The organism is Streptosporangium amethystogenes (assembly GCF_000721075.1).
Taxonomy (GTDB): domain Bacteria; phylum Actinomycetota; class Actinomycetes; order Streptosporangiales; family Streptosporangiaceae; genus Streptosporangium; species Streptosporangium amethystogenes.
Window position 1 is genome coordinate 763,587 of record NZ_JOEQ01000005.1, and the last position, 19,272, is coordinate 782,858.

Consider the following 19,272-nt stretch of genomic DNA (forward strand, 5'->3'; position numbering starts at 1 on the left):
AAACCATGCGCGCAGCAGTTTCGGGGATGCCGATCATCAGTCGGCACGTCGGCGAGTGGCGGGGGGAGTACATCCACCTCGACGCGGACGGAAAGATCGTCGACCGGCACGCGTCGCACCTGTACTGCCGGATTCCCGAGGACGGCTCGTACGACATCCTGCAGACCAACACCTACACCTGGGCTGACGGGCGGCAGGAGGCGTTCGACTTCGGTGGGCGGCTCGTCGACGGCGTCTGCCACTTCGACACCGACCGGATCATCGGCGAGATGAGCCAGGTGGACGATCAGACGATGGTGCTCACCTGGTCGTACAAGAACGATCCGGACAACTACCTGTACGAGCTGATCCAGCTGTCCCGTGACGGCCTGCACAAGTGCCGGACCTGGCAGTGGATGGATGGCGACCGCCTGGTCAAGCGCACCGTCATCAACGAGTCCAAGGTCGCCTGACCCTGTACCCCGGAGCCGGCCTCCTCTCTGGCCCGTGTCCCGCTCCGGTGCCGGAGTTCGCCGGGGTGCCACGCCGGCGGCGCTTTCGGGGATCGCGGACCATCTGAAACGGCGTTCCAAAAAATCCGCTTCACCTCTTCCGTGCCCCTTTCTCGATGGCTACTATTCCGTTCCAGGGAACATTGTTCCGTATAAAGGAACATGTCCCATAAAGTAAAAGAGGGCCGGGATGCTGCGGTATGTCGGACGTCGGGTCGCCGGCCTCGCGCTGGTCCTGATCATCGTCTTGACGCTTGTCTTCTTCATGCTCAGGGCGGCTCCCGGCGGCCCGGTCGACGCCTATCTCGGGATGAACCCCACCCCTGAGAAGCGGGCCGAAGTGGAACACCGCTTCGGCCTCGACCAGCCGCTCTGGGTGCAGTACGCCAAGTTCCTCGGTAATCTCGCCTCCGGCGATCTCGGCCGGTCGCTCTTCAGCGACCGGCCGGTGAGCGGCATCATCGCCGAGCGGTTACCGGTCACCCTTGAGGTCAGCCTGGTCGCCTTCCTGTTCTGGGTGGTGATCGGACTCGCGGCCGGTGCGTTCGCGGCCCACCGGCGTGACTCGTTCGTCGACGGATTCATCCGGGTGATCAGCGTCATCGCGCTCTCCATCCCGAGTTTCTGGCTGGCACTGGTGCTGGTCGTGGTCTTCGGGCTGTACGTCAAGGGGGTGCTCCCCTCCAGTGGATGGGTGCCCTTCGGTGAGGATCCGTGGAACAACATGCGTAGCGTGGTGTTGCCCGCCTTCGCCCTGGGCCTGGGCGCCGGGGCGATCATCGCCAGGACACTGCGCGCCTCCATGATCGAGACGGCCCGGACCGACTACGTGTCCTTCGCCAGGGCCATGGGGATGTCCGAGCGCGTCATCCTGAGCCGGATCACCCTGCGTAACGCGATCATCCCGACCGCCACGGTGATCGGGCTCATGCTCGGCACGTTCATCAGCGGCACCGTGCTCATCGAGAACGTGTTCAACGTCCCCGGGATCGGCCAGACCATCGTCAGCGCGTTCCGCCAGCACGACTACCCGCTGGCGATCGCCTGCACGCTGATCACCGCCTCGGTGTTCCTGGTCGCCAACCTGGTCGTCGACCTCCTTTACTTCGTGCTCAATCCCCGGATACGTGCCGGGTTCCTGAACGGGACGGCCCGCTAGACATGGTGATGACCCGAGTGTCCCCGCGCCGGCGGGTGCCGCGGATGCCGCGGATGTCCGTGCTGACCTGGACCGGTGTGGCACTGCTGGTGCTGTTCCTGCTGCTCGCGCTGGTCGGCCCGCTGTTCGCCTCCGCCCCTGATGCCCGGACCGGTCAGACCCTCGCCGAACCCGGCGCGGCACATCTGTTCGGCACCGACCACCTTCAGCGGGACCTGTTCGCCCGTACCGCGGAGGGCGCCCGGGTGTCCCTGCTGGTGGCGGTCGCCGGGGTCGGCTTCGGGTTGGTGGTCGCGGTGCCCGCCGGGCTGGTGGCCGGCTACTTCGGTGGCCGCTGGCCGGACGAGCTGATCATGCGGACCCTGGAGGCCGTCCAGGCACTGCCGCTGTTCGTCTTCGCCATGTTCGTCATCGGCATCACCGGAACCGGTGACTCCCAGCTGGGCCCGGTGACCCTGACCGCCACCACCAAGGTGGTGCTGTTGCTCGGCGTCGGCTTCATCCCGTACTTCGCCCGGGTGACCCGGTCGGCCACGCTCGTCGAGGTCCAGGAGGACTACATCGACGCGCTGAAGGTGATCGGTGTCCCGAGGCGGCGCATCATCGCCGGCGAGCTGCTGGTCAACGTGCTCCCACCGGTCCTGGTCCAGGCGTTCCTGTGGATCGGAGTGGCGATCTTCGCGGAGAGCGCCCTCAGCTTCCTCGGCCTCGGAATCCAGCCACCCCGGCCCAGCCTGGGCAACATCCTCGGCGACGCGACCAGCTACATGTTGCTCGGCGCGTGGTGGTACTCGATCATCCCGGGCCTGGTCATCCTCGTTGCCACCGTCGGTTTCAACCTCGTCGGTGACGGCCTCGGTGACGCCCTCGACGCCGACGGCCGTCACTGAGCCATACCGCCCCCACACCCTTTGAGGAACGAACAATGACTGCTCCGCACGGTGTTCCCACATTCGATCGCCGACGCTTCCTGACGATGAGCGGTGTGCTCACCGCCGGGGCGCTCGCGCTGGCCGCCTGCGGCGGGACGGACGCCCCCAAGACGGGCGGCGGGGGTGAGGCCAAGAAGATCGAGACGCTCACGTTCGGCATCACGTCCATCTCCGACTACCTCAACCCGCTCAGCACCACGTCCAGCCGGGTGCACTGGATCACCGACCCCGTCGTGGAGTCCCTCTACACCTACGACGCGTCGCTGAAATCGGTCCCGCTGCTGGCCGACGGCGAACCGGAGATCTCGGCCGACGGGCTGACCTGGACGATCAAGATCAAGGAAGGCGTCACCTTCCACAACGGTGACCCGCTCACCGCCGATGACGTGGTGGCGACGCTCACGTTCGTCACCGACCCCAAGAGCACGAGCGACTGGACGGCCTACTTCGTCGGTTACGTCAAGGGTGCCACCGCCGTCGACAAGCGAACTGTGAAGATCACGTTGACCGCGCCGTTCGGCGTGCTCCGCTCCCACCTCACCAACCTGCCCATCGTGCACAAGGCGTTCGTGAGCCGCACCGACACCACCATGGGGACCGGCCCGTTCAAGGTGGACAAGGTGACCCAGGGGCAGCAGGTCACGCTGAGCCGCTACGACACCTACCACGGAGCCAAGCCGGCCCTGCTCGGCGTGGTCTTCCAGGCGGTCCCCGATCCGGCCACCCGGATGGTCAACCTGCGCGAAGGCAAGATCCAGATCATGACCGACGTCTCGCCGGAGAGCGTCGGCCTGCTCAAGCAGGACGATCGGATCAAGGTGCACGAGGTGGCCGCGCCCAGCGACATCATGACCTACTTCGTGGTGAAGAAGGCGCCCTTCGACAACGTCAAGGTCCGCCAGGCGCTCGGCCACGCGATGGACCGCAAGGGCGTGAGCGACATCGTCTACGGTGGGACCGCGTCCATCGCGCAAGGCCCGATCGGCCCTGCCGTGGAGGGGTACGATCCCGCGCTGAAGATCTACGCCGAGACACCCGACTACGCGAAGGCCAAGGCCCTGCTGGCCGAGGCCGGGATGTCCTCCCTCACGTTCACCCTGATGATCACCAGTGACGCTCGGATGAAGAACATCGGGCAGGTGCTCGTCGAGGGCTGGAAGCAGGCCGGCATCACCTGCACCCTTGAGGTCCTCGACATCGGCCCCTGGGTGAAGAACTGGGCGGTCGGTGAGTACCAGATGGCGATGACCGGCTTCGAGAGCGGCTTCGGCGCCGGCCGTACCGCCTACACCGTGCTCGGCTCGCTGTCCTCCCTCAACCCGTTGAACTTCGGCTACAAGAACGACGAGGTGGACAAGCTGCTCGGCGAAGCCTGGGCGGCCACCGACGAGGCAGTCCGGGCCGAGACCTGCAAGAAGATCAACGGCATCCTGGCGGCCGACGCGATCCTGATGCCGCCGGTCCATCCCCGGCTCATCGTGGCGCAGCGCACCGACATCTCCAGCCTCGACGAGAAGCTCATGGGCGTCAGCCGGATCTCGCTGCCCGCGGTGCGCTCCGTCTGATGGCGCCCGCGACGAGGGCCGGGGGGACGGCGGCGACATCCCCCTCGGGCGACCCTCCGCTGCTGTCCGTCCGGGACCTCGCCGTCACCTTCCGCACCCGGAACGGTGAGGTACCCGCCGTGCGCGAGGTCTCCTTCGACCTGGCCCGCGGCGAGATCCTTGGGCTGGTCGGGGAGTCCGGATCGGGAAAGAGCACGGTGCTGACCGCGCTGACCCGCATGCTCCCGCGCAACGCCCAGGTCACCGCGGGGCACATCGGCTTCGATGGCACCGACCTGCTGGGGTTGCGGGAGGCGGGAATGCGCCGGTTGCGCGGCGACCGGATCGGCCTCATCCCGCAGCGGCCGATGACCTCCCTGTCGCCGGCGACCCCGGTCGGCAGGCAACTGCGCTGGCACCTCGACGGGCTCGACGACGCCGGGCGACTCAGGGAGCTGCTCGGCGGAGTCGGACTGGGCGCCGTGCTGGATCGGCTGGACGGCTACCCGTTCGAGTTCTCCGGCGGTCAGCTCCAGCGCCTGCTCATCGCGGTCGCCGCGCTCGGCAAGCAGCCCGACCTGTTGCTGGCCGACGAGCCGACCACGACGCTCGACGCCACAGTGCAGGCACAGGTGCTGCGGCTGCTGCTGGAACTGCGGGACAGGGTCGGGCTGGCGATGGTGTTCGTCACCCACGACCTCGGCGTGATCTCGCAGATCAGCGACCGGATCGGGGTGATGTACGCCGGACGGCTCGTCGAGATCGCCCCGACCCGGGAACTGTTCGACGCGCCCAGGCACCCGTACACCCAGGCGCTGCTGGAGGCGATCCCCGGCCGGTACCGCCGGGGTGAGCCGCTGCGCACGATCCCCGGTACGGTGACCGGGGCGAACCGGCTCGCAGGCTGCCCGTTCGCCCCGCGATGCGCCGCCGCCATCGATCTGTGCCACGAGGAGAACCCGGTGACGCGCGAGGTCGGGACGTCACTGGTGGGTTGCCACCGGGCAGGGGAGGATCTGTGAGCGCGATCAGCGTCGAGCATCTCAGTAAGCACTATCTGATCCGGTCCGGCCGCCGTGGCCAGGACCGGCTGGTGCACGCGGTCGACGGTGTCTCGTTCGAGGTACCCGAGGGCAGGACACTCGCGATCATCGGTGAGTCCGGCTGCGGTAAGTCGACGGTCGCCCGGATGCTGGTCCGGCTGGCCGAGCCGACGGCGGGCCGGATCCTCGTGCACGGGCGGGAGGAGACGGACCGGCGTACGATCCAGCTCGTCTCACAGAACCCCTGGTCGGCGCTGAACCGGCGCAAGACCATCCGGCACGCGCTGGAACAGCCTCTCGTCGTGCACGGGCTGCATCCGGGTGCGGCGGCGCGGGCCGCTCGGGTCCGCGAGCTGCTGGAGCTGGTCGGCCTCACCGAGGACTACCTCGACCGTCGGCCCGGGGGGGTGAGCGGCGGTGAGCTCCAGCGAGTGACCGTCGCCCGGGCACTGGCCGTCGAGCCGCGGGTACTGGTGCTGGACGAGCCGACCGCCAGCCTCGACGTCAGCGTCAAGGCGCTCCTGGTGAACCTGCTGATGGACCTGCAACGGCGGCTCGGCCTCAGCTACGTGCTCATCACCCACGAGCTCGAGATCGCCCGGCACCTGGCCGACGAGGTCGCGGTCATGTACCTCGGCCGGTTCGCCGAGACGGGCGACGCCGAACAGGTCTTCAGTGCCCCCGGTCACCCGTACACGCGAGCTCTGCTGGCGGCGGTACCCGGTCCCGGCCGGGAGCCTGCCGCGCCGCTCCAGGGTGAGGTGCCCTCCGCGGTCGCCCCGCCGCCCGGCTGCCGGTTCCACACCCGCTGCCCGCTGGCCATCGATATCTGCGCGCAGACCGAGCCCGAGCTGAGGCCCGGCCCGGACGGCCGCCGGGTGGCCTGCCTCCGGCAGGACGAGCTCGTATTGTCACCCGACCCCGTCGACAAGGAGACCGAAACCCGATGACATCCCTCACGCAGGACCCCGACGGCGGCTACGCCACCGTCCCGCTGGCCAAGGATCTCTGGACCCTCGGCGTCGTCCAGTCCCGGGTGCACCCGACCCCGGACCCGGCCGGCATGAAGGCCAACCTCGACCACATGCTGCACCTGATCGACAACTCGTTCCACGTCGGATTCGGTCCCAGCCCGGACCTGCTGTTCTTCCACGAGTTCCCGATCAGTGGCTGGGACCGGTGGACCAAGGCCGAGACCGAACGGCGCTGCATCGAGATCCCCGGTGAGGAGACCGAGCAGATCGCGGCCAAGGCCAGGCAGTACGGGTGCCACATCGCCTTCGGCGCCTATGTCCGCGACCCCGACTGGCCAGGTCACGTGCTCAGCATCACCACGCTGATCGGCCCGGACGGTGAGATCGTGGCCAAGCACTGGAAGGCGCGCAACGTCAAGGGGGTGTTCAGCGGCTTCGAGCTGTTCACCACCACCGTGTACGACGTCCTGGACGAGTACGTCGAGAAGTACGGCCAAGACGCGGTGGTCCCGGTGGCCCGCACCCCGTTGGGCAACATCACCATGTCCTCCACCCAGCTGGAGCCGGAGCTGTTCCGCGCGGCGGCGATCAAAGGCGCCGAGGTCTTCCTCCGCACCGCGAGCGGCAGTTTCACCGAGATCGACGTCCGGGCATCGGCGTTGCACAACCGGGTGTACTGCGCGGTCGCCAACAACTCGATTCTCTCGGCGGAGACGAACTACTTCGAGGACACCGGCGCCGGAGGCTCGGCGATCTACGGCCCGGACGGCACGGCCATCGCGACAGCCGACAGCAAGTTCGAGAAGCTGATCCTCGGGCAGATCCCGATGGCCGCGTTCCGGGCCCGGCATCGTCAGCCGGACATCCACTGGGACCTGTATCGGCCGGTCTTCGAGCGCTACCGGAGTCGCTTCGAGCCGAACCTCTACACCCCCTACCAGCCGACCGGCCTGGAGGACGCGGGCAACTACCTGGCGGACAGGTCGCGCTGGCGTTGAGTGGAGGCCGACCGGCCCGAACGCCGACTCGGCAGCCTCGACCTTCCGGGCATCGTCGACCTCGCCACCGACTCCACCAGTGAGCCCTACAGTGGCAATGGGGCGCGGGCCGTGCGGCGGCGTGATGTCCGTCCGCGGGTCCGGCTCCAGGCCGAGGGCAGCATGTTCAAGGACTCCTGGAGAGACATGGCCGACCGACTCGCAACCCCTCCCGCGCCGGAGGGCACGTCGTGATCAGCGTCATCGGTGAGTCGGTCGTCGACATGGTCGCGGAGGGCGGCGACCGGGCCTACACCGGGCATCCGGGCGGCAGCCCGCTCAACGTCGCGGTCGGTCTGGCCCGCCTGGGCGATCCCACCGCGTTGGTCGCCCGCCTCTCCACCGGGGTACTGGGCCAGACGCTGCGCGCGCATGCCGCGGCGAACGGGGTGGACCTGCGCTGGGCGGTCCCGGCGAGCGAACCGGCCACCCTCGCCATCGTCTCCGTCGACGAGGCGGGCCAGGCCGCCTACGACTTCTACGTCGAGGGCACCGCCGACTGGCAGTGGGGGGAGGGCGAGCCGCACCTGCCGGCGGAGACCCAGGTGGTCCACGCCGGCTCCGTGGCCGCCTGGCGGACGCCAGGCGGTGACCGGATCGCCGCCGCCGTCGCGCGGGCGAGGGCCGAAGGCCACGTCCTGATCAGCTACGACCCGAACATCCGGCCCGCCCTGCTCGGTGACCCGGCGTCCGCACGCCCGCTCATCGAGCGGTACGTGGCCCTCGCCCACCTGGTCAAGGTGAGCGAGGAGGACCTGAGCTGGCTCTACCCGAACCGGCCGGCCGACGAGGTGGCCCGGCAATGGCTGGGGTCGGGCCCCGACCTGGTGGTGGTCACCTACGGAGGCGAGGGCTGCCTGGGGCTGACCCGGGGCGGCCACGCGCTCCGGCGACCGGCGATCCCGGTCCAGGTGGTGGACACCGTCGGCGCCGGAGACGCCTTCACCGCCGGCCTGCTCGACGGGCTGCTGCGGGGCGGTCGCGCCACCCCGGCCCTGATCGGCGAGGTGAGTGAGGCGGAACTGACCGGCATCCTCGACCAGGCGGCCACGGTGGCCGGCCTCACCTGCGGACGCGCGGGAGCCGACCCGCCCACTCGCGCCGAACTACGGGCCGTCCAGGACATGGACCATCGGTACCGTCGGGACACCGGCGCCGGAGGTAGGTGACGCGGGCGGTAAGGGCACAGACCCGGCCGGACGCGGCCTCGTCGCCGCCGGTCGCCCCGAGGCTCCGAGCGCGGGGCGCGCCCGCCGGATCCTCAACGGAGAGCCTTCTCCAACTGTGCCTTGCTCATGGTCGAGCGGCCCTTGATGTTGCGGCGCCTGGCCTCCGCGTAGAGCTGCTCCTTGGTGCGGCCACCGGCTCCGGAGTGCGAGCGCAGTCCGCCGCGCCGGGACGAGGAGACGTCCTGAGTCGAGGTACGGCTCGCGGTGCGGGACTCCCCGGCGCGGGCACGCTCCTTGTTGACGGTACGGGCCGCGATCTCCTCGGCCCGGCTCTCCTTCTCGCCGCGCCGTCGCGCGCTCTCCTTGATGTGCCTGTACTGCCGCTCACGCTTGGAATTGGAACCACGCGGCATGGCTATCACCTCTTCGCATCGTTCACTTCTGCCTTACCACTGCGCTACCCGCGCCGTCCCGCCTGACACCGGTACCACCGCCGTCCCGGACCGACTCTTGACGATGCCCATGCCGGGACCATCCCCGCGGGAGCGATGTGGTGTCTCCGGCTCACGGTGGGGCGACCGTCGGTTCGGAGTGTCGGTGGGGCGTCGTAAGGTGAGGCGGTTCGCTGGGTTTTTCCTATGGAGGGGGCTGTGTCGGTGAATGACGGGCTGACGTTGATGGCGGTTCATGCTCATCCCGATGACGAGGTGATCGGGACCGGCGGGATCCTGGCCAGGTACGCGGACGAGGGCATCCGCACCGTCCTGGTCACCTGCACGAACGGCGAGCAGGGTGACGCGCCCGGTGGGGCGAAGCCGGGGGATCCCGGCCATGACGAGGCGGCGGTGAGCGCGCTGCGGCTGGAGGAGCTCCGCGCCTCGGCGGCCCACCTTGGGATCTCCCACCTGGAGTTGCTCGGCTACCGGGACTCGGGCATGGTCGGCTGGGCCGGAAACGAGGCTGAGGACGCCTTCGCCAACGCGCCGTTCGAGCAGGCCGTGAGTCGGCTCGTCGCGCTGATGGAGCGCTACCGCCCGCAGGTCGTCGTCACCTACGACGAGAACGGCGGCTACGGCCACCCCGACCACATCCAGGCGCACCGGATCGCGGTCGCCGCGACCGAGGCCAGTGGAATTCCCGGCAAGCTCTACTACACGGCGGTGCCCCGCGAGCGGATCGCCGAGATGTTCGCCTATCTGCGCTCGACCGGTGCCGCCCCCGAGGACCTGGAGCTTCCCGAGGACTTCGGCGTCCCCGAGGAGCAGATCACCGCCATGGTCGACGTGGCCGACCAGGTGGAGCGCAAGCGCAAGGCCTTGGAGGCGCACGCGAGCCAGGGCGAGAACATCTTCCTGCTGCGGATGCCCGCCGAGGCCCAGCACCGGGCGTTCGCGCAGGAGTCCTTCATCCGCCATCTCAACCGGGTCCCGGCCGCCGCCGATCGCGAGGACGACCTCTTCGACGGTCTCCGCCAGGGGGCTTCCGGTCGATCATGAGTGGGGTGACCCGGTTCAGCCCGTGGACCGGGTCACGGTAGGGCGGGATGTTCGCCCGGCCCCCCCGGGGCACCGCGGTCCCATCGTAGGCGCGTCTTGACGGCGGGACCGATATGGGAGTCGATGGTGGTGACGCGGGCGGATCGCGCCGTGGAGCCCGGCGGAACGCAGCGGAGGCAGGCGTGTCGGGTGTTCCGGAGTTTCCCGCTCCGCTCGTGGCCCGGGTGGTTCGCTGGCCGAGGCCGGGAGTGGCGACCGTCGACGACGGCGTCGTCGTGGCCGAGCCCGGGGCCGGGGAGGTCCTCGTCGAGGTGGCCGTCAGCGTGATGAGCCCGGGGACCGAGCGTGCCCGCTTTCTCGGGCTGCCGAACGCGCTCGTCTCCTTCCCGCACGGCCCGGGGTATCTGGCGGCGGGATCGGTCAGCAGGCCCGCACCGGGTTTTCCCGCCGGAACCGCGGTCGCGCTCCGGGGGTCGCGCATCGGAGCCTGGCGGTGGTGCCGGGGCGATCTTGTCATACCGGGTGCAGTTCACCGGCCCCGCGGGCACGACCGCCGTCGAGGCCGCCGTTCGTCTCGCCCGCATAGCCGCCGGCAGGGAAAGGATCGTTCACCTGTCGGGCTCGTACCACGGGATGACCAGGGACTCCATCGGCGTCTCCGGCCTCGGCGCCCCGCGCGGGGTCCCGCCGGCCACCCGCGGTGTGACCACGGTCCCGCACGAGTTGGAACAGCCGTCGGCAGGACGTGCCTCCGAGGAACTGGAGCGCGCGTTCACCGCTCCCGGCTCGACGCCGCCCGCGGCCTTCATCGTCGAGACCGTCCAGGGCGAGGGCGGCGTACGGCCCACGACGACGACGCGCCTGCGGGAGATCGAACGTCTCTGCCGGGCCCACGGAACGCTGCTCGTCGTCGACGACATCCAGGCGGGGTGCGGCCGGACCGGACCGTTCCTCTCCTTCGAGGCCGACGGGGTCGAGCCCGACGTCGTCTGCCTGTCGAAGTCGTTGAGCGGGGTCGGTCTTCCCATGGGCCTCGTCCTCATCCGGCCATCCCTGGACGTCTGGGATCCCGGTGAATACTCGGGCACGTTCCGGGGCAACAACCTGGCGTTCGTCACCGCGCGACTCGCGCTCTCCGAGTGGTGGAGTGACGGCGCTCTGCGGCAGTCGGTGTCGCAACGGTCCGAGCCCCTGGTCCAGGGGCTCACAGCCATCGCCGCCCGCCACGACTGGCTCGCCCCGCCGACCGGCCGTGGCCTGATGCTGGGACTGCCGTGCGCCGACCGCCATGTCGCCGATCTCGTCTCGACGCTCGCCTTCACCCAGGGGCTGCTCGTCGAGACCTGCGGCAGGCGTGGCGAGGTGGTCAAACTCCTTCCGCCCCTCACCGTGACCAAGGCCGAGGTCGCCCTGCAGATCCTGGAGCATGTCACGGACCAGGTGGCGGGCTCACGCCCCGTCGGGTCCACTCTCCCGGCCGCGACATGACACTGCGGTACCGAAGTCTGGAAAGCCTGGTTCGCGAGTGCTCATCACCTTTACGATCTTTTCGCTGGTTGGCAACCGTGGAAACCCAGGGGAGTAAACGGTTATGCGGGATCGACGGCTCCTCGTGCTGGCCGCCTTGGCGGTCGCGATCGTCGCCTTCGGCGTGTACGGGGTGCTGGCGGCACCGGGGGCCGTGGTGGCCTCGCCGTCGCCGCGGTCCACCTCCACCGAGGAGCCGCGGCCCGACCAGAAGCTGACCCTGTCCGATCCGGCACCGATCACACCGACCACGGTCACACCGACCCCGCAGGACGGTCCCGCGCAGGCCGGGGAGAGATACCTCACCGCCTGGCAGGCCGGTGATCTCGCCGCCATGGCGGACCTGGTCGCCGACCCCCCGGCCGACTTCGCCGACCGGCACCGCAGGTTCGACGCCGATCTGCGGGCCTCGTTGTCCTCCCTCACTCCCGGCGAGTTGCACCGCGAAAGCGAGGCGGCCGAGCTGTCCTTCACCGGGGTGAGGGAGGTCGCGGGTCTGGGCCGCTGGCCGTTCACCTCGGTCCTGCGCCTGGTGATGCGGGCGGACACCTGGAAGGTGCTCTGGAGTCCGGAGACGATGCACCCGGCGCTCAAGGACGGCGGGCGCCTGGTGCTGAAGGAGACGGAGGTCCGGCGCCCGGCCACGCTGACCCGTGAGGGGTTGCCGTTCCCCCGCGACAGCAGGGCGGGCGACTACTTCACCGGGCTGGGCGACACGGTCCTCGATGTGAAGCTGGAGGAGGGCTCCGGCCGGGTGCTGCTGGCCTCCCCGCCCCGGCCGCCCTCGGGAAGGAAGACCACGATCTCCCAGCCGGTCCAGGCCGCCGCCGCCCGTGCCCTGGACGGTGTCGGGCAGCCCGCCGCGATCGTGGCGGTGGACGTCAAGACGGGCCAGGTGCGCGCGGTGGCGGACGGGCTGGGCGGCAGGGGGGCGTTCAACGGCCTCTACCCGCCCGGCTCGACGTTCAAGGTGGTGACCGCGGCCGCACTGCTGCGCAACGGCATGACCCCGGAGTCGCAGGTGGCCTGCCCGGCGGGCTACACGATTCCGAACGGCCGGAGTTTCACCGACTCCGACGGCGTCGACCACGGCACCGTGAGCCTCACCACGGCCTTCGCGCTCTCCTGCAACACCACCTTCGCCCAGCAGGCGTACGAGCGGCTGCGCGATGACCGGCTGAGTGCCGAGGCGGCGGACCGGTTCGGGTTCCGGAAGAAGAACGGGCTGAGCTACTGCCGGATCCAGTCCTACGAGGGCCCGGACCAGCTGGGTTCCGACGCCATCGGCCAGAACTCGGTGCAGGCCAGCCCGCTCTGCATGGCCGAGGTCGCCGCCGCGGTCGCGAGCGGCGTGTGGAGACCCGCGATCACCACCGCCGAGCCGCCCGGGGACTCGCCGCCGCCGGTGCCGTTGGACGAGGGGGTGGTCTCGGGCCTGCGGACGATGATGGGCGCCGTGGTCAGCCGGGGTACGGCCGCCGGGGCGGGCCTCCCGCCGGACACCGCGGGCAAGACCGGTACCGCCGAGGTCGAGGACGGAGAGGACCACGCCTGGTTCATCGGCTACCGGGGCTCCCTGGCCTTCGCGGTGTTCGTCAGGCACGGCGGTGCCGGGGGCACGATCGCGGCGCCGATCGCCGCGAGGTTTCTGAACGCCCTTTGACGACAGAGGCGGCAACCGGCCACGGCTGGAGAACGGGCTAACGTACGGAGGGTGTATGTGAAGATCTGCGGGCTGCGTGAGCCCGGACATGTGGCGGCCGCCGTCGAGGCGGGCGCCGACGCCATCGGATTCGTCCTCACCAGGAGCTCGCGGCGGGTCACCCCGGCGCGGGCGCGCGAACTGGCCTCGGCGGTCCCCCCGCACGTGCTGACCGTGGCGGTGTTCGCCGGCGAGCCCACCGAGGAGGTCAGGGCGGCCACCCTGGAGTCAGGGGTACGCGCCGTCCAACTGCACGGCGAGCACCCGCACGCGGACTTCACCGCGCTGAAGGACCTCGGCGTCACGCTGGTCCGCGCCGGGGTCGCGAGCACCGACCTGCGCTGCGGCGCCTTCGACGAGGATTTGCTCATCGTGGACGCGCCCAGGCCCGGTTCGGGGGAGCCGTGGGACTGGGCGGCCGTGCGCGGGCGCCCGGAGGGCCACTGGATGCTGGCCGGGGGACTGGCCCCGTCGAACGTGGCCGAGGCGATCATCGCGGCCAGGCCCTGGGGGGTCGACGTGTCGAGCGGCGTGGAGGTCGCGCCCGGGGTGAAGGACTCCGGGCTCATCAGGGATTTCATCACCGCCGCCCGCGCGGGGTGAGAGCGGCGGGGGCTTGATCGTTGTGACGGCCCCGCGGACCTGAGCAACGCGGCACTTGAGAAGATCCGTCCGATGGAGGTTCGCTTCATCCTGCGGATCTTCGCAGGGCGGTGATGTCCTTGACGCGGTGCCGGTGGGTGGTGGCGAGTGGGGTGGCGTTGAGGGTGGTTGATGAGTTTCAGCGGCTTTCCGAGCCCTGAGCCGCCCTTTTCGGGGGAGAGGGGGATGTCGTGGTGCTTGCCATGGAATTCGACTGGCTCGTGTCGCCATACCTGGTGGCAGATCTCCACGACCTCTCGGGTTCGTGCCGGCGGGGCGTCGTGTCGTAGCCCATGGAAACCCTCGATCACTTGGGGGCCGGCCGCGCCGATGCACATCGTGAAGCGCCCGCCCGAGACGTAGTCGATTCCGGCGGCGGTCATGGCCAGCAATGTGGGGGTGCGGGAGTAGACGTTGAGGATCGAGGAGCAGAGTTGCAAGGTTGAGGTTTTCGCAGCGATGTAACCCGGTTGGCTCACCGCGTCGAAGGTGTACGCCTCGGGCAGGAAGACGACGTCCAGGCCGGCTGCTTCGTACTCCCGTAAGGCCTCGACCGTCTCGTGGAAGTCGCGGGCGTAGTTTTTCGGCCGCGCCGCCGGACACCAGGACGTGGCGGACACCGGTGCCCGCCACGCACGCCAGCACAGTGGCCAGGTGCTGGGCGTCGCAACAGACGACCTCCGCTCCCGAATCGCGCAGCAGGTAGGTGAGAAGCTCGCCGCGGTAGTTGGTGTTGAGCGGTACCTCCAGGCACCCGAGCAACGCCGAGGCGAACCAGACGGCGATCGCCTCCTCGCTGTTGTCCATGAGGGTTGCGACCCGGGACGAGCTGCCGATCCCGAGCGAACGCAACTGCTCGCCGACCGCGCACACCCTGCTCATCAGCGACGCCTCCGGCACGTCGGCGCCGTCCACCCGGAGCGCGGCACCACCGCCCAGCCAGGTGTCCAGAAGCCGCGGAAGGGGATTCACTCGCTACCCACCTGTTCCTCCGAGCGGCTGTCGCCACGTCCGATATAGGCCGCGACGACCTCCGGCGAGTTCAGGACGGTCTCCGGCGGCCCGGCCGCGAGTACGGCTCCCGCGGTCAGCACCACCACGTCCGAGCAGAGCTGGTTGGTCACCCGCATGTCGTGCTCCACACCGACGAACTGCACTGCACCTCCCGCCAGAACCGCGTGTGGAAGCCCGTCATCTGCGCGGTCAACGGGCTGGTGGCCGGCGCCGGCCTCCACTTCGTCGTGGACAGCGACATCGTGGTCGCCGTCGAGCACGCGTAGTTCCCCTCTTCCGCGCGTTGAACCGCAACAAGCGGTCCGTCGCGCTCGATCTCAAGACGGCGCCGGGGCAGGCGGCCCTCCGGTCCATGCCGGCCGACGCCGACGTCCTGATCGAGGGCTTCCGGCCCGGCGTTCTGGAACGGCTGGGCCTCTCCCCGGAGCGGCTTCGGCTGGATTTCCCTGACCTGGTGGTCGTGTCGGTGTCGAGCTACGGCCAGAGCGGGCCGGATCGTGAACTTGGCAGCCACGACCTCACCGTGCAGGGGCGGGCCGGGTTGCTGGACGGGGCTCAGGACGGTGTCGGCGTGGTTCCGGCCGCCGATCTCGTGGCGGGGGCCTTCGCCGTCATCGGGGTGCTGAGTGGCCTGCTCGCACGTCAGGCTCGCGGTGGGTCGTGATCCGCCCGAAGACCAGCCGTGGGTTACGCGCCGGGCACTCCTGTGGCCCGACGCCGAGCCGCTCCACCACGCCGGGCCGCAGGCCCTCGATCATGACGTCGGCGCGCTCGGCGAGATCCAGGACGAGAGCCCGCCCTTCCGGCTCCTTCAGGTCCACGGGGACCGGGCGCCGACCGCGCAGGACGGCATCGGCGTCGCCGGGGTTCCCGAGCTCCAGCGCCCGTCCCCTCGGCCGATCCACCCGGACCACGTCGGCCCCCAGATCCGCAAGCACCATGGCCGCGTGTGGAGCGGGCCCCAGCCCGGCGAGCTCCAGGACGCGCAGGCCCGCCAGCGGCCCGCCCTTTTCGGTGGTCACGGTGTGGTCCTCTCTTTCGGATCGGTCAGGCTGGTCATGACCAGGTCGGCGAGCTGCCGGTATGCCTCGGCGGCGTCGAGCCCGGTGCTCGCCTGGATGGTCCCGCGCTGGATCGCGCCCATGACCTCGGCCGCCGCGGCTCCCACGAACGACGCGTGCACCGGACGCAGCGCTCCGGCCCGCACTCCCTCGGTCACCAGAGCCTGGACCCGCCGGGCCGCGTACCGGGTGTTCTCCTGGTACACGTCGTTGGCCGGGCCGAAGCCGGCCAGGTCAGCGAAGAACACGGCCGAGGCGGGCTGGAGTTCCGAGGCGACGCTCTCCAGGTAGATCGCCAGTCGTCTGGCAGGGTCGTCGGAGGCCGCGACCCGGGTCTCGACGTGTTCGGCCGCGGTCTTGAAGAACGAGCGCACGGTCGCGACCACGATCTGCTCCTTGCTCGGCGCCACGGCGTACAGGGTGGTTCTCGAACACCGCAACCGTTCTGCCAGGTCTCCGATGTTGAACGAAGAGAATCCCTCGGTCAGGAACAGCTCCCGGAGCTGAACCAGCATCTCCTCGCGGCGCGCGCGAGCCTTCCCTGGAAGTGGCATGTCGCCGACTCTATGGCAGAGTACTAGACCTGATACTGTAGTACTCAAATTAGTCCTTGGAGGATTGCCCATGCCCGCGTCGCGTGCCATGCCCACCAGCGAGAGCGCCGACCTGATCAACCTCGTCCGGGACCTCGCCGGCAAGGAACTCGCACCCCGGGCCGCCCGGGCGGAGGCCGACGAGGAGTTTCCGCGTGAGGTCTTCAGGACCCTCGGCGCGGTCGGCGTCCTCGGGCTGCCCTATCCCGAGGAGTACGGTGGCGGGGGCCAGCCGTACGAGGTGTACCTGCAGGTGCTTGAGGAGATCGCGGCGGTCTGGTCGAGCATCGGCGTCGGTGTGAGCGTGCATGCCCTGTCCTGCTTCGGGCTCGTCGATTTCGGTACGGCGGAGCAGCGGGAGGAGTGGCTGCCCGGCATGCTCGGCGGCGACCTGCTCGGCGCGTACTGCCTGAGCGAGGCGCACGCGGGCTCCGATCCCGCCGCCATGCGGACCCGCGCCGTACGGGACGGGGACGACTACGTTCTCGACGGTGCGAAGGCATGGACGACCCACGGCGGGCATGCCGACTTCTACCAGGTGATGGCGCGGACCTCCGACGATCGCAAGGGCATCTCCTGCTTCCTGGTTCCCGCCGACGCGGAGGGCCTGAGCGCCGACCCGCCCGAGCGGAAGATGGGCCTGACCGGATCCGCGACCGCCACCGTGCGCCTGGACCACGTCCGTGTCCCCGCCCGGCGCAGAATAGGCGCGGAGGGCGACGGCCTCAAGATCGCGCTGGCCGGCCTCGACTCCGGCCGGCTGGGCATCGCGGCGGTCGCCACCGGCCTGGCCCAGGGGGCGCTCGACCAGGCCGTGGCGTACGCGAAGGAGCGGGAGAGCTTCGGGAAGCCGATCATCGAGCACCAGGGCCTCGCCTTCCTGCTCGCCGACATGGAGGCGGCCGTCCAGAGCGCCCGCGCGACGACCCTGCACGCCGCACGGCTGAAGGACCGGGGTCGCCCGTTCAGCCGGGAGGCCTCCATCGCCAAGATGGTCGCCACCGACAACGCCATGAAGGTCACCACCGACGCGGTGCAGGTCCTCGGCGGATACGGCTACACCCGCGACTTCCCGGTCGAGCGCTACATGCGCGAAGCGAAGGTCATGCAGATCTTCGAGGGCACCAACCAGATCCAGCGCCTGGTCATCAGCCGCGCACTCGCCGGGGACGCCGGTGGGACGATCACCACCTCCAGCGGGGGGCAGGACTGACGGAAGTCGTCGACTGCGCGGGCGCCGCCCCCACCATGCGCACCCGGCTGCGAACGAGAACCGGGACGAACCTGGCGCGTTTCGAGGGTCTCAAGGAACTCGCGGAGGTGGTCATTTCTGGTCACGATCGCCATGCAGAGCCATATCGCGTCCGGTCGTCGGCAACCCGGATGGCGGGCCGGGTGGCGGGGGGCGGGCGCCGGCTGGTGACGAGGGCGACGGCCAGGAGGAGTTCGGCGATGTCGCCGCCGTAGTACATGAGTTCGGCGCCGCCGCGGATCTGGGTGATGGGGGCGTGGACGCCGATGAGGAACCCGGCGTACAGGAGCTGGGAGGTGATGGCGTGGGCGGCGATCGCGACGCCCAGGACGATGAGGCGAGCCGGGACGCTCGGGCGGTCGGGTGTGGGATCGGGGCCGGCGATGACCCAGGCGAACAGGCATCCGGCGGCCAGGAAGTGCAGATGCAGGAGCGTGTGCAGGGCGGAGTGGGTGGTGGTCGCCCGGTACAGGGGAGTGAAGTACAGAGCGCCCAGGCTTCCGGTGCTCAGTAGCAGCGCGACCCAGGGACGGGTCAGGGCATGGGCGGGGTGGCTGCGCAGGAGGCGGGTGAGGCGGCGGGCGCGGGCGGCGGGCAGGGCGAGCAGCAGCACCGTGATCGGCGCCCCCAGTACCAGGGCGAGCGGCGCGTACATGCCGATGAGGAGGTGCTGGAGCATGTGGCCGCGGAAGTCGCGTTCGGCGAAGGCGTGCAACGGTCCGGACAGCGCCGCCGCGAGCAGGGCGCAGCCGGTGACGAACAGCGCCGCCCTCGCCCCTCCGGGGGCGCGCGCGAGGTTGCGGTGGCGGGCGCGCCGCCACAGCAGCAGGTAGCAGGCGGCCAGGAGCACCACGGCCGCCACCGGCAGCAGCGCGAGCAGCTCGCTCGATCCGCCGTCATGCCCATGACCGTGGCTGTGCGCTCCGTGGCCGTATGCTCCGTGGGCGGGCAGAAGAGTCATCGGAGACCGCCCTCGGCGTCGGCATCGGGGTCGCGCGGTCGCAGGGGCTCGCCGCTGCGCTGCAGCAGGTGGCCGCCGGCGACCAGTAGCGCGCCCAGGAGGAGGAAGCCCAGGTCCCACCACAGCTGGTAAGGCCCGCCGTGCACGTGGTGGATGGCCAGGAGGTGGTGGTCGATCACGCCCTCGACGAGGTTGAACAGCCCCCACCCCACCAGGATCCAGCCCCACAGCACCCGCGAGGTCCAAGCCCGCCGCCGGTCATGGGTCAGCCGTCCGTACAGCAGCGCCAGCCCGTACAGCACCGCCAGCCAGCACACCGTGTGGAAGATTCCATCCCACAGCGTGTTCATCTCCAAGCCCGGCACCGTGTACGGCGAGTAGTACTTCACCCCGATGTTGTCGCTGTCGGTGCCGGTGAGCATGTGATGCCACTGCAGCAGCTGGTGCAGCAGGATCCCGTCGACGAACCCGCCCAACCCCACACCCAGCACGATCCCGGGCAGCTTCAGGCTCACCGGCAGGCCGCCGGCCCGGCCCCCACCCACGGAACTGACCATCCTCATCCCCCCGAACACGATCTAGTGCCGTGACCGCATTGGTTCGCCGGGTTTGTCAGGCTGCGGCCTTGAGAGGGCGTCCGCCCCAGCGGATGCCCTTCTCGCCGCGGATGCGTAC

22 protein-coding genes and 2 pseudogenes are annotated in these 19,272 nt (G+C 70.0%); 16 read left to right on the forward strand and 8 right to left on the reverse strand.

Annotated elements, in window-relative coordinates:
- Nucleotides 1–5 precede the first annotated feature (5 nt).
- The 9 genes from IG98_RS0111285 to IG98_RS0111325 all read left to right on the forward strand — a co-directional run bounded on the left by IG98_RS0111285 (nt 6) and on the right by IG98_RS0111325 (nt 8,349).
- On the forward strand, nt 6–452 hold the full coding sequence (locus IG98_RS0111285; RefSeq protein WP_030909623.1) for a hypothetical protein: 447 nt from the start codon (nt 6–8) through the stop codon (nt 450–452).
- A gap of 229 nt (nt 453–681) precedes the next feature.
- A complete protein-coding gene (locus tag IG98_RS0111290; RefSeq protein ID WP_030909626.1) occupies nt 682–1,650 on the forward strand; it encodes an ABC transporter permease in 969 nt (322 codons plus the stop codon).
- A gap of 44 nt (nt 1,651–1,694) precedes the next feature.
- Nucleotides 1,695–2,540 (forward strand): ABC transporter permease, encoded by an 846-nt coding sequence (locus IG98_RS0111295; RefSeq protein ID WP_211263933.1) that lies wholly within the window; start codon nt 1,695–1,697, stop codon nt 2,538–2,540.
- Nucleotides 2,541–2,575: 35 nt separating this feature from the next.
- Nucleotides 2,576–4,147 (forward strand): ABC transporter substrate-binding protein, encoded by a 1,572-nt coding sequence (locus IG98_RS0111300; protein ID WP_084195269.1) that lies wholly within the window; start codon nt 2,576–2,578, stop codon nt 4,145–4,147.
- The gene (locus IG98_RS0111305; RefSeq protein ID WP_051751975.1) at nt 4,147–5,148 is read left to right on the forward strand and encodes an ABC transporter ATP-binding protein; all 1,002 of its coding nucleotides are present in this window, start codon (nt 4,147–4,149) and stop codon (nt 5,146–5,148) included. Before IG98_RS0111300 ends, IG98_RS0111305 begins: the two co-directional genes overlap by 1 nt.
- Nucleotides 5,145–6,119, forward strand: coding sequence for an oligopeptide/dipeptide ABC transporter ATP-binding protein (locus tag IG98_RS0111310; RefSeq protein ID WP_063766189.1), 975 nt, complete (start codon nt 5,145–5,147; stop codon nt 6,117–6,119). The genes IG98_RS0111305 and IG98_RS0111310 overlap by 4 nt, the downstream gene beginning before the upstream one ends.
- Complete coding sequence (locus IG98_RS0111315) at nt 6,116–7,141, forward strand: nitrilase-related carbon-nitrogen hydrolase (protein WP_030909641.1); 1,026 nt, start codon at nt 6,116–6,118, stop codon at nt 7,139–7,141. The genes IG98_RS0111310 and IG98_RS0111315 overlap by 4 nt, the downstream gene beginning before the upstream one ends.
- Nucleotides 7,142–7,375, forward strand: coding sequence for a hypothetical protein (locus IG98_RS0111320; RefSeq protein ID WP_030909646.1), 234 nt, complete (start codon nt 7,142–7,144; stop codon nt 7,373–7,375).
- Nucleotides 7,372–8,349 carry a carbohydrate kinase family protein gene (locus IG98_RS0111325; RefSeq protein ID WP_063766190.1) on the forward strand — a complete coding sequence of 326 codons (978 nt, stop codon included), beginning with the start codon at nt 7,372–7,374 and terminating at the stop codon, nt 8,347–8,349. The genes IG98_RS0111320 and IG98_RS0111325 overlap by 4 nt, the downstream gene beginning before the upstream one ends.
- Nucleotides 8,350–8,441: 92 nt before the next feature.
- On the opposite strand, the gene IG98_RS0111330 is transcribed toward IG98_RS0111325, so the two are convergent.
- Entirely contained in the window at nt 8,442–8,762 is a 321-nt protein-coding gene (locus tag IG98_RS0111330; protein WP_030909651.1) for a hypothetical protein, read from the reverse strand.
- A gap of 237 nt (nt 8,763–8,999) precedes the next feature.
- Here IG98_RS0111330 and IG98_RS0111335 point away from each other — a divergent pair, with 237 nt between their 5' ends.
- The 4 genes from IG98_RS0111335 to IG98_RS0111350 all read left to right on the forward strand — a co-directional run bounded on the left by IG98_RS0111335 (nt 9,000) and on the right by IG98_RS0111350 (nt 13,677).
- On the forward strand, nt 9,000–9,845 hold the full coding sequence (locus IG98_RS0111335; protein WP_245651492.1) for a PIG-L family deacetylase: 846 nt from the start codon (nt 9,000–9,002) through the stop codon (nt 9,843–9,845).
- Nucleotides 9,846–10,355: 510 nt separating this feature from the next.
- Complete coding sequence (locus IG98_RS0111340) at nt 10,356–11,333, forward strand: aminotransferase class III-fold pyridoxal phosphate-dependent enzyme (RefSeq protein ID WP_169750105.1); 978 nt, start codon at nt 10,356–10,358, stop codon at nt 11,331–11,333.
- A gap of 103 nt (nt 11,334–11,436) precedes the next feature.
- Entirely contained in the window at nt 11,437–13,035 is a 1,599-nt protein-coding gene (locus IG98_RS0111345) for a penicillin-binding transpeptidase domain-containing protein (protein ID WP_051751977.1), read from the forward strand.
- Between the two features lie 51 nt (nt 13,036–13,086).
- A complete protein-coding gene (locus tag IG98_RS0111350) occupies nt 13,087–13,677 on the forward strand; it encodes a phosphoribosylanthranilate isomerase (protein WP_030909660.1) in 591 nt (196 codons plus the stop codon).
- Between the two features lie 215 nt (nt 13,678–13,892).
- Here IG98_RS0111350 and IG98_RS48550 read toward each other — a convergent pair.
- The 3 genes and pseudogenes from IG98_RS48550 to IG98_RS48560 form a co-directional block, all read right to left on the reverse strand.
- A pseudogene (locus IG98_RS48550) lies at nt 13,893–14,336 on the reverse strand (LLM class flavin-dependent oxidoreductase); the annotation flags it as partial.
- Nucleotides 14,329–14,598: pseudogene (locus IG98_RS54810) on the reverse strand (AMP-binding protein); the annotation flags it as partial. The pseudogenes IG98_RS54810 and IG98_RS48550, both read right to left, overlap by 8 nt.
- Nucleotides 14,599–14,684: 86 nt before the next feature.
- Nucleotides 14,685–14,846 (reverse strand): ABC transporter ATP-binding protein C-terminal domain-containing protein, encoded by a 162-nt coding sequence (locus tag IG98_RS48560; protein ID WP_157594272.1) that lies wholly within the window; start codon nt 14,844–14,846, stop codon nt 14,685–14,687.
- 3 nt (nt 14,847–14,849) lie between these two features.
- Between IG98_RS48560 and IG98_RS51885 the strand changes: the two genes are divergently transcribed.
- Nucleotides 14,850–14,996 (forward strand): hypothetical protein, encoded by a 147-nt coding sequence (locus IG98_RS51885; RefSeq protein WP_169750106.1) that lies wholly within the window; start codon nt 14,850–14,852, stop codon nt 14,994–14,996.
- Between the two features lie 17 nt (nt 14,997–15,013).
- A complete protein-coding gene (locus IG98_RS0111365) occupies nt 15,014–15,394 on the forward strand; it encodes a CoA transferase (protein WP_030909664.1) in 381 nt (126 codons plus the stop codon).
- Here IG98_RS0111365 and IG98_RS0111370 read toward each other — a convergent pair.
- Complete coding sequence (locus IG98_RS0111370; protein WP_030909667.1) at nt 15,342–15,752, reverse strand: CoA transferase; 411 nt, start codon at nt 15,750–15,752, stop codon at nt 15,342–15,344. The genes IG98_RS0111365 and IG98_RS0111370 overlap by 53 nt on opposite strands.
- The gene (locus tag IG98_RS0111375) at nt 15,749–16,345 is read right to left on the reverse strand and encodes a TetR/AcrR family transcriptional regulator (RefSeq protein WP_030909670.1); all 597 of its coding nucleotides are present in this window, start codon (nt 16,343–16,345) and stop codon (nt 15,749–15,751) included. Before IG98_RS0111375 ends, IG98_RS0111370 begins: the two co-directional genes overlap by 4 nt.
- A gap of 70 nt (nt 16,346–16,415) precedes the next feature.
- On the opposite strand from IG98_RS0111375, the gene IG98_RS0111380 reads away from it, so the two are divergent.
- Nucleotides 16,416–17,597 (forward strand): acyl-CoA dehydrogenase family protein, encoded by a 1,182-nt coding sequence (locus IG98_RS0111380; RefSeq protein WP_030909673.1) that lies wholly within the window; start codon nt 16,416–16,418, stop codon nt 17,595–17,597.
- 121 nt (nt 17,598–17,718) lie between these two features.
- Here IG98_RS0111380 and IG98_RS0111385 read toward each other — a convergent pair whose 3' ends face one another.
- Both IG98_RS0111385 and IG98_RS0111390 read right to left on the reverse strand, forming a co-directional pair.
- Nucleotides 17,719–18,597 carry a cytochrome c oxidase assembly protein gene (locus IG98_RS0111385; RefSeq protein ID WP_084195273.1) on the reverse strand — a complete coding sequence of 293 codons (879 nt, stop codon included), beginning with the start codon at nt 18,595–18,597 and terminating at the stop codon, nt 17,719–17,721.
- Nucleotides 18,594–19,154, reverse strand: a complete 561-nt coding sequence (locus IG98_RS0111390; protein WP_051751978.1) for a DUF2243 domain-containing protein — start codon at nt 19,152–19,154, stop codon at nt 18,594–18,596. The genes IG98_RS0111385 and IG98_RS0111390 overlap by 4 nt, the downstream gene beginning before the upstream one ends.
- Nucleotides 19,155–19,272: the final 118 nt, after the last annotated feature.